This is a genomic window from Paenibacillus sp. J5 (assembly GCF_054955055.1).
Map to the genome: position 1 here is coordinate 25727 of NZ_JBUEDD010000020.1, position 16396 is coordinate 42122.

General features: G+C 56.1%; 9 protein-coding genes. 2 read left to right on the top strand and 7 right to left on the bottom strand.

The features are described 5' to 3' along the window. Positions 1 to 188: 188 nt before the first annotated feature. The 7 genes from ACY1JZ_RS25485 to ACY1JZ_RS25515 all read right to left on the bottom strand — a co-directional run bounded on the left by ACY1JZ_RS25485 (position 189) and on the right by ACY1JZ_RS25515 (position 11347). The gene (locus tag ACY1JZ_RS25485) at positions 189 to 371 is read right to left on the bottom strand and encodes a YjzC family protein (RefSeq protein WP_270168979.1); all 183 of its coding nucleotides are present in this window, start codon (positions 369 to 371) and stop codon (positions 189 to 191) included. Between the two features lie 177 nt (positions 372 to 548). Then, positions 549 to 3854, bottom strand: a complete 3306-nt coding sequence (locus ACY1JZ_RS25490; protein WP_462631553.1) for a beta-galactosidase — start codon at positions 3852 to 3854, stop codon at positions 549 to 551. A 147-nt stretch (positions 3855 to 4001) separates the two neighbouring features. Next, a complete protein-coding gene (locus ACY1JZ_RS25495) occupies positions 4002 to 5528 on the bottom strand; it encodes an ABC transporter substrate-binding protein (RefSeq protein WP_462631555.1) in 1527 nt (508 codons plus the stop codon). A gap of 119 nt (positions 5529 to 5647) precedes the next feature. Further along, the gene (locus tag ACY1JZ_RS25500) at positions 5648 to 6550 is read right to left on the bottom strand and encodes a carbohydrate ABC transporter permease (protein WP_270172808.1); all 903 of its coding nucleotides are present in this window, start codon (positions 6548 to 6550) and stop codon (positions 5648 to 5650) included. A 24-nt stretch (positions 6551 to 6574) separates the two neighbouring features. Then, a complete protein-coding gene (locus ACY1JZ_RS25505) occupies positions 6575 to 7501 on the bottom strand; it encodes an ABC transporter permease (protein ID WP_462631557.1) in 927 nt (308 codons plus the stop codon). Between the two features lie 214 nt (positions 7502 to 7715). Beyond that, positions 7716 to 9515 carry a response regulator gene (locus ACY1JZ_RS25510; RefSeq protein WP_462631558.1) on the bottom strand — a complete coding sequence of 600 codons (1800 nt, stop codon included), beginning with the start codon at positions 9513 to 9515 and terminating at the stop codon, positions 7716 to 7718. After that, entirely contained in the window at positions 9512 to 11347 is a 1836-nt protein-coding gene (locus ACY1JZ_RS25515; protein ID WP_270168970.1) for a sensor histidine kinase, read from the bottom strand. The genes ACY1JZ_RS25510 and ACY1JZ_RS25515 overlap by 4 nt, the downstream gene beginning before the upstream one ends. Before the next feature lie 325 nt (positions 11348 to 11672). Here ACY1JZ_RS25515 and ACY1JZ_RS25520 point away from each other — a divergent pair, with 325 nt between their 5' ends. Both ACY1JZ_RS25520 and ACY1JZ_RS25525 read left to right on the top strand, forming a co-directional pair. Next, entirely contained in the window at positions 11673 to 14948 is a 3276-nt protein-coding gene (locus ACY1JZ_RS25520; protein ID WP_462631559.1) for an alpha-mannosidase, read from the top strand. Positions 14949 to 15113: 165 nt separating this feature from the next. Further along, positions 15114 to 16394: a glycoside hydrolase family 125 protein gene (locus tag ACY1JZ_RS25525; protein ID WP_270168966.1), complete on the top strand. Its 1281-nt coding sequence runs from the start codon at positions 15114 to 15116 to the stop codon at positions 16392 to 16394. Positions 16395 to 16396 lie beyond the last annotated feature (2 nt).

The window sequence follows — 16396 nt, forward strand, 5'->3', positions numbered from 1 at the left end:
CTGGAAGCATGGCTGCCCTTGCGGGCAATCAGTCTACAAACCTGGTCTGTAGTGCGCTGCTTCAGCCTTAACGGAAAATCAACTCTTGCGGTTGTTGCGCCATCTGGTTCAACGGAACCACACCTCTCTTTGCACCGTCAAGCATAGTATAGACCGCTAGGCCATTGCTTATACATGTGCCACCGAAATTAACGCTTCATTTTTTTCCATTTGCGGTTATGGTTCGAGGTATCCGGGAAACGTTCTCCCTTGCTCAGGGTCACCTTCTGCGGATTGTTGATGCCCATGTGCACATCATTCTCTCCGATCTCGATATAGGTGCCATCATTGGGCGCCCGGTCTCCCGGCCGATACTCTGTCCATTCACCCATCGCCTTCGCCTCCTGCTCATGCCAGTATGGCTCCCGTTACCGGGGCCTCATTATAGCCTTCGCAGGTAGCCGCCTCTCTATAAGCAGCAGTTGTTGCTAGCCGAGGCTGACTTGTGCCCGGATGCCTGCTCCTTCATATCAGGCAGTCACAGGAACTCGCGCGCTGAATCGCTGCCATCAACTAACGGTAATCGGCATCTGCCGATAGACGGACATCAGCTTGCCAGCCCGGTCGGCTGCGAACATGACGATCCTGCCTGCCGGCACCTCGAACGAATAGCTCTGTCCGTGCAGAGGGTCGGTTACCCTCACAGGGGCAGCATAGCCGAATTCTGACACGAAGATGTATAGCTGACCCTGTGCAAATGTCAGCTTCTTGCCGTACAGGCCGCTATTGTCCGCCCCGTCATGCCAGACCAGCTCCCGCTGTGCCCCGCTCTCCTGCAGCATATAGCGATACAGCTCAGCGATCGGCTCTGTTCGGTCATTGCATTCGACAGGCTGTCCACACCAGTATAGCTGTCCTGACCCAAGCGCCAGTCGGGTCAACCCTTCCGGGCCTGAACCATCCGCAGTGGTACGCTCCTTAAATAGCTTGGCAATCTTGCGCTGTCCGTAGGAGAGCTTGTACTGCTGCTCACCGATACGGAAGGCTTCCTCTCGTTGCACATTGCTCAGGCTGACGCCATGCGGCTCTTTGCCCCACAGCTCAGCACCATCCTCTGTCGCCTCCACATGGTTCCATAACGCTTGGCGCCCTACAGGATGCCAGTACTCATCCAGGTGCATCGGCCCGGTGAACAGCAGCTTGCTTCCAGTGGCGCGCACAATGTCCAGCAGACGATCAAACGCCTGCCTACTAAAGTTATGCGGGCTTGGCACCGCAATCAGCTTCGCCGAATGCGTCATCAACGACTCCAGCTCATATTCACTGACCGCACGGAAATGCTGCTTCAACTCATAACAGAGCACCCGGGTGAGGCGTGCTGTCGCTTCAGCAGCCAGCTTGCGGTTGCCAAAATCATTGGAGTACGGGAATACAACCGCCACATCCTCCAACTGACGCGAGACGAACAGGCTGCGGATGGATGCCATGAATTGACCGAAATCATACGAGACATCCGCCTCCGGCTTCTCTGTGCCATCCGCTCGCAGCGCCCCGATGTTGGATTCGTTGACATTGTTCATATAAAAATTCGTATTCCACAGCCACTGCACCGCTCCGGCCCCGCCCGTCGAGAAAGAATAGGCGTATTTGCGCTCCAGCAGGTCGCGCAGCTCCTCCTCCGAGCGCTTGGCTCGTCCGTCCGGCGTCTCCACATACATAATACCGGTCTCCTGAATGAGATTCGGCTTGTCTGGTGTCTTGGCGAATAGCCCATCCCAGACGAGCTGGTCATTCAGCCACCAGGAATGATTCGTCGTATAATCTACCGCCTCCGCGTAGAAGAACGGGGAAGGACGATTCCAGGCAAGCGCCTCATCCTGGCCAATCGTTACCAACTGCTTGGGCTGTGCCGCCTGCAATGCCTCGCGCATCCGCGCTGCCCAGCCGTTCATCTGCTCCATCGTGAACAGCGTATAGTCAAGCCAGCGCGTCCCCTTCTTCCCGGAGCGCATATCCTGAATATCGAAGTTGATCTCCTCATGCTCCGGGCAGTCAATGCTCTCAAAGGATGGCAACTGCGTGCTGCTCATGCCCCAGCGCTGCTGCAGCAGATCGATCGAATCGTGATGACGCTTGCGCAGCCAGCTCTGGAATGCCTCCCGTTCGTAGCTGTCGCCTGCTGTGCGCGGGCCTTCAAATATCCGCTTCGGATCGAACATCGACGGCTCGTTAATCAGATCCCAGTGCACATGCTTCGATTCGCGATGGCGCGCTACAATGGACGAGATGAAGCGCTTCTGCGCCTCGATGCTCCGCGGATCAAGATAAGGATTGACACCCTCCCAGGCCTCCGGCGTGAAGGCGAAGAAGGTAAAGGTTACCTCCAGTCCATGCTTCTTCGCCGTCAGGAAGAATGCATCCAGCGCCCGCAGCACCTCCTCCGACGGATGACCATCCGCATACATGACATTACGGTAGGCCGTCCAGATGCCTGTGCGGATCAGATTAATGCCTGCGCGCTTCATCGTCTCCATATCGCGATCCCACACCGCCGCATTGGGCAGGAAGATGAATTTGCGCGCGACATCGGACGTCATATACGTCATGCCCACAATCGGCAACGGCTCGCCGTCCCTCATGAAATAATCGCGGTCACAGGTCAGATATTCACCTGCCGACAGCAGCTTCTCGTCCCGGCACCAGAAGCCTTGGCGAAGTACTCTCCGTTCGCCGCTTTCCGTTATCGCCTCCAGCACTGCTGTATAGAAGCCTGGTGTCAGCGGTAATGGCACACGTAGCTGCTCGACATGCAGCTCTCGTCCCGCCTGGACTCTCCATCGATGCTGCCAGAGCGGCTGACCTGCAGCATCTGCTGCTGCGGGCGGCTCCGACTGTAGCGCAGCACTTCCATCCGCAACCGCCGGGTGCTGCGAATCCAGCGCCTCTATGCTGCTGCCCTTGTCCCGCGTTAGCCCTTCCGTCGTGCCTGCTGCGGGCGGCTCGCCCGCATAGGTCCAGCTTCGCCTCACGGTCAGCAGCAGCTCCCAATTCAGAGCCATGTCCCGCTCTTGCGGATGCAGTCGCTGCAACTGCACCTTCAGCGCCGGACGATCGCCCTCATCATATGACGCATACGATGGCTTCAGCCACAGCTCCGTCACGCCCGCAGCGCAAAATTCCGCCCAAGCGGCCAGAGATGCCGCCCCTTGCGCCCCCCAGAACGCCGCGCTTGTCCGCTGATTCGCCATAATCCAGCGGCCGCCCGCATAGAGGCCCTTCGTATGCTCCAGCAGCACGACGGGTGCGGCGATCTCCCGCCCTTCGGCGGACAATCCCTTGATAAGCGGATAGATATGCGCATCCATCGGCCCCGCGGTGCCGCCCTCATGCGGCAGGTCGCTCTGACGTGTCACATGGAGGATGAGGCTTGCCGTATCGCCTTGTTGCCACGTCCTTGCAGCCTGTGCGGCTAGCGGCCATTCCTCGGAACCAGCGTACCGCTGAATTGCACTCCCATCCACCCGCATCGCTTCATGAATGAGAAGCTCCTGATGATATGATGTCTGCTCCTGCTCCGCCTCCCACAGGCCGCCTGCTTGTCTGACCGGAATTCGGAACGGCGCCTCGCCAACGCTTAGCAAGCCGCCCCCGCTCCGCAGGTGGGCTGTAATTGCAGGCCATGCCTCCTTGGGGAAGTACGGTGCATGCAGATTGATGAAGCAGCCCCTTCCGTCTGCCTCCGCAAGCCATGCAGACAACTGCTCGGCTGTTTTGGCGATCCTGCCCGCCCCTTGCAGCTTGTCAAGACTCGCCGTATCGGGCCGATCTCCCGCATAAGGGAAGCTCGGATCATAGAATATAATCAGCTTGTTCATGCGATGATACTCCTTCACATTCAGATTCAGATTCAGTCGGCATGACACGACGTAGAGATGCTTCCAGCGGTACGCTTGCCTCACCGCATAGAGACGGCATGTCGATCATGACGAAAGGGCCGGGATAACTCCCGGCCGCTTGGTGTATTATTGCTTGGTTGCTTTCCATTCATCGAATTGGCGCTGTGCCTCCTCGATGACTTTGTCCATGCCCGCAGCCTTGAACTTCTCGATCGCTTTAGGCAGGAACTCGGCTGGATCAACAGAGCCGGTATACAGCGCAGGATTGAACTCCTTCGCTACGTTGGTAATGGAAGCTACCTCTGTCTTGACCTTCGAGGTATCGAAGTTGAAGCCGAAGCTAGGGGCAACAACCGCCGATTGGTTGAATTCCTGGAACGCCTGCCATTTGTCCTCCGGGTCCCCTTCATGCAGATACGTTAGGAACATGTTGCCCAGTGCGAAGCCTGGCATCGCATACGATTCATTCATAGCTGGCAGATCCTCGATATAGTTGCCTTCGAGCTTCTTATAGTGCACGCCTTCAATGCCGTATTGAATCAGGTTGCGCAGATACTCATCGGTATTGAGCAGGTTCAGGAACATCATCGCACGCTCCGGATTTTCGGAGGTTTTGGAGATAGCGAACATCGAACCGGCTGCAGACGACGTATAGATGACTGGCGTATGGATTGGCGAAGACACGATGTCATATTGTGCGCTTCTCGACCAGCCGTTGTCCGCATATGGCTGGCTCAGCTCTTTGTCCACAAGCCACTTGCCTGTCTTGATATTGTCGATGCCGTCCAGTGTCGCCACATCATCACGCAGATAGCCAGCGAGATAGTAGTTGCGCATCGTATCCAGCGTTTCCTTCATCTCTGGTGTTTCCAGCATGTTCACGAATTTGAAATCCTTCGTGTCGAGATACATGCCGATCGGAATTTCGTCACCCAGCAGGAAGTCGAATGGCAAGTACGGCTTGAAGCCTTTTGGCACCGCCAGCGGGGTAATATCCGACGGCTCGTTCTCCTTGATCGTCTTGAGCAATGGCTCGAGATCCTGCAGGGAGTTCACATTCGTAATGTCCAGATTATATTTGTCCAGATACTTCTTGTTGAAGCGCCATACAGCTTGCTGCGCCAGCTCCTTGTTGTTCGGCACGGCATAGTTGACGCCATTAATCTTCGTTCCTTCCAGGAAGCGTGGGTCCAGCACTTCCTTGATGCCCTTGCCATAGGTGTCCAGCAGATCGTTCAGCGGCAAAAATGCGCCTTTGGATGCATTCGGCAAATAGTTGAATGCCCAGGAGCTTGTGAATGCAATATCATAAGCTTCGGCAGAGGTCGTAATAATGGACATGCGCTGACTGTAATCTCCCCAGTCGATCATTTCCAGATCCACCGTTGCATTGATTTTCTCCGTCGTATAGGTGTTGATCTGCTCCTGCACCGTCTTGAGATCCTTGGCCGGGCTGCCGATCAGATACACCTTGAGGTTGACGGCATCCAGCTTGGATGCGTCAATCGAGCCGTCGCTCTTCACGGCATCAGCCGCTTGGGAGTTGCCTCCGGAGCTGTTGCTGCTATTCCCGTTTTTCCCACCACCGCATGCGGTGACAACCATCGCGATCGCCAGCAGCAGGGTCATCATCTTCAATACCTGTTTGGACATTTTCTTTCCCCCTATTAAAGTAATGAATGACATAAATGAATCAATCGGGCATAGCCGGCGGAGTCGCCGCCATCGGCTGTCCGCTGACCACGCCAGATTGCAAACACCGCAATCCTGAATCAGCCCTTAACTGAGCCGACCGTCAAGCCCTGCACGAAGTAACGCTGGAAGAATGGATACGCCATCGCAATCGGCAAGGTCGCCACGACGACCATCGCCATCCGCACCGTCTCCGTCGGCAGTGTCGCTGCCCCGTCGAAGGAGCCCATATACTGGCTATTCTGTACGAGGAACTCCATGCTGCGCTCGATCTTCATGAGCAAATATTGCAGCGGTGGCACCAGCTCATTTTTGTTGTAATACAGCAGTGCATTGAACCAGTCATTCCAGTAGCCGAGCGAGCTGAATAGCCCGATCGTCGCAATGCCCGGCAGCGAGATCGGCAGCACGATCGTGGAGAACGTGCGCAGGTCGCCGGCGCCGTCAATTTTGGCGGACTCGATGATGGCATCAGGCACCGTCGTCTGGAAGAAGGTGCGCATGACGATGATGAAGAACGCATTCATCGACAAGGGCAGGATCAAGGCCCAGATCGTATTTTGCAGGCCCAGGAACTGGGTCATCACGATATAGCCGGGCACCAGACCGCCCGAGAACAGCATGGTGAAGAAGGCCAGGAATGTAAAGCCCGTGCGGAACTCGAAGCTGCGCCGGGAGATGGCATAAGCATAGGTCGTGACCAGAAACAGGCTGAGCAGCGTGCCGATCACCGTAATCATCAGCGTCAGCCCAAAGGACTGTACGAGCTGAGTGGTCGAGTTGAAAATATACGAATAGGCTTCAAAGCTGAATTGACTCGGGATAATGCGATACCCTTCCTGAGCTAAAGTCTGCTCATCTGCGATCGAGTTCATAATGACGAAGATAAATGGAAATACACAAGAGAATGAGAACAGACCGATCAGGAGATTGAACACAACGTTCCAAAATCGCGAGATACCGTGAATGTCTCGTTTTTTCATAAGCAACGTGTACACCTCCCTTTCCTAGAAGATGGCATGGTCTTTCTCGATTTTGCGGACTACATAGTTCGCCGTGAGGATCAGAATCAGTCCGACGACCGATTGATACAGACCTGCGGCTGTACTCATCCCGATATCGCCCATGTTAATCAGGCTGCGATAGACGAACGTGTCGATAACATTGGTAACCGGATACAAGGCGCCCGAATCTTTCGGCAACTGGTAGAACAAGCCGAAGTCGGAGCGGAACATGCCGCCGATCGCCAGAATGGTCAAAATAATCATCAACGGCTTCAGATGCGGTATCGTGATGAAGCGGGTCTGCTGCCATTTGCTCGCGCCATCGAGCATCGCCGCTTCGTAGTAGGAACGGTCAATGCCGGTAATGGCCGCCAAATACATGACACTGTTATACCCGATTGTCTTCCAGATCCCGACGAATACAATGATGAACGGCCAATACTTCGGCTCCGAATAAAAATTGACCGGATAAACGCCCAGGGCGGCGATCATCTGATTCAGCATCCCCTTATCTTTGCTGAGAAAGGTAAAGGCGAAGTAGCTGATGACGACCCAGGATAGAAAGTAAGGAAGAAACATTCCGGTCTGGTACAATTTGGCCAGCCGCTTGTTCAGCAGCTCGTTGATGATAATCGCAAAGGTAACCGCGACGACAAGTCCCAGTGCAATGCTGACCACATTGTACAAAATCGTATTGCGTGTAATGATGTACGCGTCGTTGGTAGCAAATAAAAATTCAAAGTTTTTGAAGCCGACCCACTCGCTGTTAAGAAGACTGTTGAAGAAGCCTTTATGATAGCGATAATCCTTAAAAGCCAGTATCGTTCCAAACATCGGCAAGTAGGCAAAAATTAAAAACCACAGCGTTCCAGGCAGCACCAGCAGCAGCAGTGCCTTGTTCCTGACGAGCTTCTTTCCAAATGACGGCAACGCGATCCCTCCTTTGCCCCGTTATGTGTATAACGCCATTATGGTGCGGGCAAGCTTGAATCCCCTCAGATTTCAAAAGCCGCAGCCGCATTTCCCGTTCGTCTTGCTCCCCCCTCGTCTGATAGCTCTATTGTCCACCTTCGCCGCCTCCCCTCTCAAGTTGAATAATTTCAGATCGCTATGGAAAAATTTCAGGTCGTCTTGTCCACCGCTCTCATGTCCCCGATGACATCTGACGCAGCTCGGTCGGTGAAACTCCGGCGTATTTCTTGAATTGACGGTAAAAATACGAGCTGTCCAGATAGCCAACCTCCCTTGCAATGTCAGACGTCTTGAGATCGGTATGCAGCAGCAACTGCGTCGCCTTCTCGATCCGGTAATGGTTAACATAATCCGAGAAGCTCGTCCCGACCTCCTGATGGAACAACTGTCCCAGATAGGTCGGGTGGATGTCGAGCTGCTGGCTCAGCGTCTTGAGCGACATATCCTCCCCGTAATGCAACTGGACATGCTCCAGCAATTGGGCGACATGCGGACTGTAGCTGGTCTGCTCCGTGCCAAGCCGATCGTTGAGGGAGCCTGCCAGCTCCAGCACATGCCGTCTTAGCTCCGCGAGCGTCGCTAGCTGCGAGATGGGCATGAACAGCTCGCTATAATCGCTGCTGCCCTCCATCTCCTTCATCGCCAGCATCAGTTGAAGCGCCGCATTAATGTATGGCTGCCGCCGCAGCAGCGCCTGCTCTGGCGGAGCGCTCAGCACCGCTTCAATGTGCTGCTCGATCTCCTCGCTGCGACCATCGATCAGCTTCTTCGTGAATGATTCCAGCTCCGGCTTCGGCTGCACAGCCATACAGCTCTCCGCCTCTGCCTGCAATGCTGCTGCTCCTCCGACATCATCGCCAGCCTGCGATTCCGAATATATGTTCGCCGCCCTCTCCTCTGCCGGAGGCAGACCTGCGCCATGCGATGCGCTCCCCTCTGCGCCACAGCCTGCCCCTGGCGAAGACTGCCTGATCGAATCGGTTGCCCCGCCAGAGTAAGGCTCACTCGGGATAGCCCGCCCGTCCCCTGCTATAGATGAGCTCTGCGAATGCGCTCGCTCACTGCCAGTCAGCCAGCCGCCCATGATGGCTACGGGTCTGCTCCCTGTCATCAGGTACTGCTCATAGCCAGACTTGGCCGACTGATAGCTGACCTCGATCCCTTGACCGGGCTGCCATGGCGAGCCGATGCTGATCCATACGGGCAAGCCGGTATGCCCGTGAAGCTGCTCCGCCACATGGAGCAGCTTCGGAGCCAGATGGCTGTCCTTCCATGGACGGCTGTCCAGCAGCACCACAATGTCGTCGGCCAGATCGTTGAAGCAGATGAACTCCGCAGCCTCTCCAAGCTGCTCTCTTAGCAGTGCCTCACTCTGCTCCGCAAGCTTGTCGATGCGACACAGCTCCTGCAGCGGCCTGCCCTCGCCGAGCAGCCGCAGCGTCACTGCGCGAAAATGGCCATAGCCCTGCGGAATGCCGAGCAACTGCGCGCGCTGCACGAACTCGCTCAGCTCGATCTCGCCATTCACCCAGCGCTGAAGCACGTTATTGAGCAGCAGCTTCCAGTCTACCTCCGAGCGGAACAGATTGATCTCTTCGCGTTCCCAATCCTGCAGACACAGCTTGAGCGTCGATTCCAGCTCGACGATATTAATCGGCTTGAGAATATAGTTTTCAATTCCGAGGGTCATCCCCTCCTTCACATACTGAAATTCCTCGTAGCCGCTCAGTACGATGAACTTGGTTCGGGGCGAGATCGCCTTCACCCGCTTAATCAGCTCCAATCCGTTCATCACCGGCATCTGAATATCCGTGATGAGCAGGTCTACGCTCTGCTGCTTCAACTGCTCCAATGCCGCTCGCCCGTCTGGCGCAGAACCGACAATGCGCAGTCCGTACTGCTCCCAATCCAGAATGGCATGCAGCCCCTTCGTGATCAATGGCTCGTCATCGACTACAAATACGGTTCTCATCCCTCAAGCCCCCTTGTTATTGCGGGCAGCCGCAGCGTCACTGTCGTGCCCTCGCCCGCCTGACTGTCTATCTCCAGACCATACTGCTCACCGTAGCTGGTCTGAAGCCGCTCCTGCACATTCACAAGACCAATCGAGCGCTCCTCTCCCTGCTGGATACCTGAGGACGCCTCCAGCAAATCACGCAATTGCGTCAGCCTTCCCGCCTCGATACCTGCGCCATTATCCTGCACCACGATCCGTACCTCCTCCCCATCACGGAATGCCCGGACAGCGATCCGATTCGTCTGAGCGTCCGCCCGGAAGCCGTGAATCATATAGTTTTCGATAATGGGCTGCACGAGCAGCTTCATCGTCATACAGTGCTGGAGCTGTGGATCAAGCTCGGTCGTGAAGGTGAGCTGGCCCTCATAGCGGAAGCGGAACAGCTCCAGATACATGCGGCACAGCTCCAGCTCCTCGGCGATAGAGACCATCGTGCTCTTCTTCACCATACTGCGGAAGATCGAGGACAATATATAGATCATCTGCCCGACATCCCGCGCCCCCTCGCTATACGCCTTCATGCGGATCGCCTCCAGCGTATTGTACAGAAAGTGCGGGTTGATCTGTGTCTGCAGCGCCACCAGCTCGGCATTCTTCTGCTTGATCTCGGATAGATAGACCTTCTGAATATAATTCTGCAAGCGTTCGCACATGTCATTGAAGCGTCTGGCAATCTGCTGCAATTCATCCTCGCCCGCAATCTTGATGCGGACGGACAGATCGCCCTCCTCGATCCGGCTCATGGCGGACGCAATCCGCTTGATCTTGCGCGAATAGCCCCGCATGATCGTCGCCGTCACCGTTACGCTCAGCGCTATGAACAGCAGGAAGATGCCAATCAGGTTATTGCGCAGACTGCTCGTATTGCGGTCAATGACCGACTTGGGCAGGATGCTGACCGCCGTCAGTCCTGTGTTGCCGATGTTAACGATATTAACCTTCGACAGCTCCTGCAGTTGCACCCACTCTCCGCTGTAGGACTGGAGCGCAGCGAGCGGCAGCTTGCCCCCCTCCGGCTGCCACTGGCTGTCTGAATAGAGCACGCTACCGTCGGGGGTCAGCACCATCATGCTGCCGTACAGGTTCGGTGTCCGGCTTGCCAGCCAGGTTCCCAACTGCGCCGTGTTGAAGTCGACGAGAATGGCGCCCGTCCGCTTGAGCGTGAACGGGTCATTCACCTCTCGCACATACGTATACAGCCCGAGGTTGTCCTCCCGCGCCTGGGGCAGCAGCTCCTTCGGGACCTCAACTGTCCATGGCTGCTTCCTGCGATCCGCGAACCATTGCTCCCATGCCTCCTGCGGCTTGATATATTCGATCTGCTGCCGCTTGGCGCTCATCAGATAATAGAAATGGCCGCTGTAGCTGTACACAATCACATTTTCTACGCCGCTCTCCTGCTCCATATAGGTTTTAAGCTGCACATCGAACGTTTTGAGCAGGGTCTGTCTGCTCTCACTGAAGCGGTCGAGCTTGTACTTCAAGTAATCTTCATATTTTGACCCCAGGAAATGATTCAGATCCTCGATTATCGTCGCGTCCGCATATAGCTGCTGAATCGTGTTCTGGATCGAATTGTACTGCCCGCTCAAGTAGGCGCTGGTAACGTATAGCGACCGCATATCCGCATCCATCGCCTCACGAATGAAGCGCTGCTTGTTATACTGATGAACCATGACGGCAGCGGCTGCGAACAGCAATATCATAACCAGGGAATAGAGCAGCAATATTTTGTTGAACATTTTACGGCGTAAATGATAATCGTTAAACCGACGGAAAAATCCCACTTCGCCCCCGCACCTTCCATTGCGAATTGATTTGTGCCCTAGTGTACCACCGATGCGGCTGCCGGGGCAATCCGCCTCGCTTAGGCTATTGAACAGTGAAAGGCCGCTGCTGCTTCGTCAGCTTGCCGGGATCTGCAGCGCACGTCTGCCTGTTCCCGGCCCGTAGCCTTTATTTATCATTTGAAAAAAAATCTTCTCCTCGCTATAATAGAGTCAACCCTTAGATTTCAAATTCTTCGTGGAAGACATGCGTCTTCCGTACAAATACGCAGTGTCCGCATACGTTATCTTGCCCCTCCCCTTGAATTACAGGGGGTATTTTCCTATGTTCAAAACACTCCAGAAGCTGGAATCCCGCATAAATGAGCTGTCCGAGTACCGCTACCGCGACCGGCAGCCGATTCCTTATTTTCATTCGATCGAAGATACACGCAAGGAGATTAACCCGTCGCTGCCACAGCGCGCAGCCGACTGGGGGACGATGAAGACCGGCGACACCTGGAGCGGACGCGATCTGTATCTGTGGCTGTCGGCCACGGTGTCCATCCCGGCGGATTGGCGCGGACGGCGCATCCTCGGCCGCTTCGACTTCGGCGAGACCGGCGCAGGCAATAACTCCGGCTTTGAGTCGCTATTCTACTGGCAGGGCAAGCCGTACCAAGGGGTAGACTCCAACCATATGGAGGTCTTCCTGCCAGATGAGGCGGCAGGAACTGAGCAGGAGCTGTTGTTCCGCCTCTGGTCGGGACTGGAGGGCGGCGGTCAGCCGAAGGATCAGACCCATGGTGTCCGCCTGGCAGAGATGGCCTGGCTGGATGAGGCGACGGATGATCTGTATTATACCGCCTTTGCCGCGATCGAGACGGTCAAGGTGCTCGATGAGAATCTACCGGAACGCGCCAGCCTGCTCAAGGCGTGCGACCGCGCACTGCAGTTGCTCGACTGGACAGAGCCGGGCTCCGACGATTTCTATGCTTCCGTAGTCGATGCACGCGACCTGCTGGCTGACCAGATCGACAAGCTGGAGAAGACCTCTCCGGTCACCATCACCTGCATCGGGCATACCCATATTGACGTCGCCTGGCTATGGCGACTGAAGCATACACGCGAGAAGGGCGCTCGTTCCTTCTCTACCGTCATGCGCCTGATGGAGCTGTTCCCGGAATATATCTTCCTGCAGACACAGCCGCAGCTCTATGAATATCTGAAGCAGGACTATCCCGAGCTGTATGAGCAGGTGAAGGATCGTGTGCGCGAAGGCCGCTGGGAGGCGGGAGGCGGCATGTGGCTGGAGGCGGACTGCAACCTGACCTCTGGCGAATCGCTTGTGCGCCAGTTGCTGGTCGGGACCCGCTTCTTCAAGGATGAGTTCGGCAAGGATTGCGATTACCTGTGGCTGCCCGATGTCTTCGGCTATAGCTGGTCGCTGCCGCAGATCTTGAAGAAATCCGGGATTAATACCTTCATGACAACGAAGATTAGCTGGAATCAATACAACCGGATGCCACATGACACCTTCCATTGGCGCGGTATTGACGGCTCGGAGGTGCTGACGCACTTCATCACGACGACGGAGCCGTGGTCGCAGCCGGGCTCCTGGTTCTATACCTACAACGGTCAGATTATTCCGAAGACGGTCAAAGGGAGCTGGGATGCTTACCGCAACAAGGAGATGAATCAGGAGCTGCTGCTCTCCTATGGTTATGGCGATGGCGGCGGCGGCGTCAACCGCACCATGCTGGAGATGCGCCGCAGACTGGACAAGATGCCAGGCATGCCGAAGCTGCAGACCGGGCAAGCGGGCGACTACTTCCGCAAGCTGCAGGACACCGTTGCCAAGACCGACAGCTACGTGCATACATGGGACGGCGAGCTGTACCTGGAATACCATCGCGGTACCTATACAAGCCAGGCGTACAACAAACGGATGAACCGCAAGCTGGAGCTGCTGTATCGCGAGGCCGAATGGCTGAACGCATTCCAGAGCGTGCTTGCCGGCGATTGGAGCCAGTACCGCGGCCAGGAGCTGACCGAGGGCTGGAAGATTATATTGCGCAACCAGTTCCATGATATTATCCCTGGCTCCTCGATCCGTGAGGTGTATGAGGACAGCACGATCGAATATGCCGAGGCTGAGCAGATTGGACGTACTGTATGGGAAGGCGCCCAGCAAGCGCTGCTGGCTGGTGAAGATCATACAGCGGTTGCTTTGGATGCTGTGCAGAAATTCACCATATGGAACTCCTCCCCATGGATGGAGACGCGCCTGGCCGAGCTTGAGCTGAAGCCGGGCATGGAGCATGGCCGCTGGGTCGATGCTGCGGGGCGCGAGCTTTCCGCTCAGTCCAATGGACAGACATGGGTGGTTGAAGTGGCGGATGTGCCATCACTCGGCTATACGACGATTGGATTTGTACCAGCTTCCGCAGACGTTCGTGATGGCGCTGTTGGTGCTGCTGATGCTGTTGCTGTGGCTGACGCCGACATGCCGCAAGCCGGTGCAAATGTTGAGGCCGCTGGCGCCTTAACAGCGCAAGCTGCTGCATTCCAGGTGCAGCCAAGCGGTATCGTCACCCCGTTCTTCGAGCTGACATGGAACGAGTGGGGACAACTGACGCGCATCTATGATCGGGAGGAACGCCGCGAGGTGCTGGCAGAGGGTCAGCGCGGCAATGTGCTGCAGTTGTTCGAGGACAAGCCGCTCATGTTCGACGCATGGGACATCGATATATTCTATCAGGAGAAGATGACGGAAATTACGGCCTTGCAGCATGTGTCCGTCGAGGAATGCGGGCCACTGCGGGCTGTGATCCGCTTCGTCTGGACACATCGCAGCTCGACGATCGAGCAGCGGATGATGGTCTATGCCGACAGCCGCCGCATCGACTTCGTGACCGAAGCCGATTGGCATGAACGCCAGAAGCTGCTCAAGGCTGCCTTCCCTGTGCATGTACGTGCAACCGAAGCGACCTACGACATTCAGTATGGCAATGTGAAACGTCCGACACACTGGAACACGAGCTGGGATGCAGCACGCTTCGAGTCGGTCGGCCATCAGTGGGCCGATCTGTCCGACCGCGGCTACGGCGTCAGCCTGATGAACGATTGCAAATATGGCTATGATATAAAGGACAACGTGTTGCGCCTATCCCTGATCAAGTGTGCAACACACCCTGATATTGAAGCGGATCAAGGCCATCACGCCTTCACCTACTCGCTGTTCCCGCATCAGGGCGACTGGTTGCAGGGCGGCACAGTACAGAGCGCCTGGGCGCTGAACAATCCGCTGCGGGTGAGCGCTGGCGCAACTGCCGAGCCATCCCGCTCGATGTTCCGCCTGAGCGGGGATACAGCGATGATCTCCGCAGTCAAGAAGTCCGAGGATCAGCAGCGCGTCATTGTGCGCGTACACGACTTCTCCGGCAGCCGCAAGGTGCTGAAGCTGGAGAGCGATCTGCGTATCGCCTCCTGGCAGGAATGCAATCTGATGGAGATTGGCGCTGGCAACGTGCAGCCAGGGGAGAACGGCATCGAATTCGTGCTGGAGCCTTACGAGCTTCGCACCTTCGAGATTGAGCTAGAGCGTGTATGCCAATCCTAATGTAACAGGAACCACATGATCATAAGCCTCTCTCTATAACAATATCAGGAAATCGCTGCGTTATTGCAGGATTCAGGCTGCTAGCCTGGCATACATTACAAGACACCCTGTTAGCCGAGTGCGGCCGCGTCGCTGCACTCGGCTCTTCATTCAAAGGAGGAAACGATGATGAAGCTGCCCCAATCGATCGAGCAGATGCTGGCGCTGGCTGAGGAGAAGCTGGCTGCGCGCCCCAAGCTGCTGCAGATGTACAAGCAGTGCTTTCCCAATACTTTAGAGACGACAACCCGATTGCAGGATGACGGCAGCACCTTCGTATTTACGGGTGACATCCCGGCGATGTGGCTGCGTGATTCCAGCGCTCAGGTGAAGCAGTATTTGCCCTTTACGAAGGACGATGCTGACCTGCAACGCATTATCGAAGGGCTGATTAAGCGCCAGATGCGGTGCATTCTGATGGACCCCTATGCCAATGCCTTCAACGAGGAGGCCAATGGCAAGCGTTGGGAGGAGGATATCGCCGAGCTGAACCCATGGGTATGGGAGCGCAAGTATGAGCTGGACTCTCTCTGCTACCCGCTGCAGCTAAGCTATCTCTATTGGAAGGAAAGCGGACGCAGCGGCCATTTCGACGAGACATGGCAGAGCGCTGTGCGTGCCATCCTGCGCCTGCTGGAGATCGAGCAATACCATATGGAGAAGTCGGATTACCGCTTCACCCGTCTGACCGGGCCGAAGACCGATACGCTGCGCAACCACGGCAAGGGGATGCCTGTCAGCTTCACCGGCATGACCTGGAGCGGCTTCCGCCCAAGCGACGATGCATGCACCTTCGGCTATCTGATCCCGGCGAACCAGTTCGCCGTTGTCGTGCTTGGCTATGTAGCGGAGATCGCCACCGAGGTGTTGCATGACGAGCATCTGGCAGCCTGGGCAGCGAAGCTCGCGGAGGAGATTCGCTATGGCATCGAGACCTATGGCGTCTATCGCCATCCCGTGTACGGGGAGATGTACGCCTATGAGACGGACGGCCTGGGACACTATAATCTGATGGATGACGCTAATGTGCCAAGCCTGCTCTCCATCCCCTATCTCGGCTATACGGACAAGAGCGACCCGATCTACCAGAACACACGCCGATTTATCCTGAGCGAGAGCAATCCTTACTACTACAAAGGCAAGGTCGCCGCAGGCATCGGCAGCCCGCATACGCCTCCGGGCTATATCTGGCACATCAGCCTGACGATGCAGGCGCTGACCTCCAGCGATGACGAGGAGATTGCAGAGATTGTCGAGCTGCTGCAGCAGACCGATGCAGGCACGGGCTATATGCACGAGGGCTTCCACACTGACGATCCTATGCAATTCACACGGCCCTGGTTCGCCTGGGCGAACAGCCTGTTCAGCGAGCTGATGACGAAGCTGATCACCGAGAACAAACTTTAAGA

Coding starts and splice junctions, on each gene's coding strand:
- ACY1JZ_RS25520 (WP_462631559.1), top strand. CDS start 11,673: ATGTTCAAAACACTCCAGAAGCTGGAATCCCGCATAAATGAGCTGTCC.
- ACY1JZ_RS25500 (WP_270172808.1), bottom strand. CDS start 6,550: ATGAAAAAACGAGACATTCACGGTATCTCGCGATTTTGGAACGTTGTG.
- ACY1JZ_RS25525 (WP_270168966.1), top strand. CDS start 15,114: ATGATGAAGCTGCCCCAATCGATCGAGCAGATGCTGGCGCTGGCTGAG.
- ACY1JZ_RS25490 (WP_462631553.1), bottom strand. CDS start 3,854: ATGAACAAGCTGATTATATTCTATGATCCGAGCTTCCCTTATGCGGGA.
- ACY1JZ_RS25485 (WP_270168979.1), bottom strand. CDS start 371: ATGGGTGAATGGACAGAGTATCGGCCGGGAGACCGGGCGCCCAATGAT.
- ACY1JZ_RS25510 (WP_462631558.1), bottom strand. CDS start 9,515: ATGAGAACCGTATTTGTAGTCGATGACGAGCCATTGATCACGAAGGGG.
- ACY1JZ_RS25495 (WP_462631555.1), bottom strand. CDS start 5,528: ATGTCCAAACAGGTATTGAAGATGATGACCCTGCTGCTGGCGATCGCG.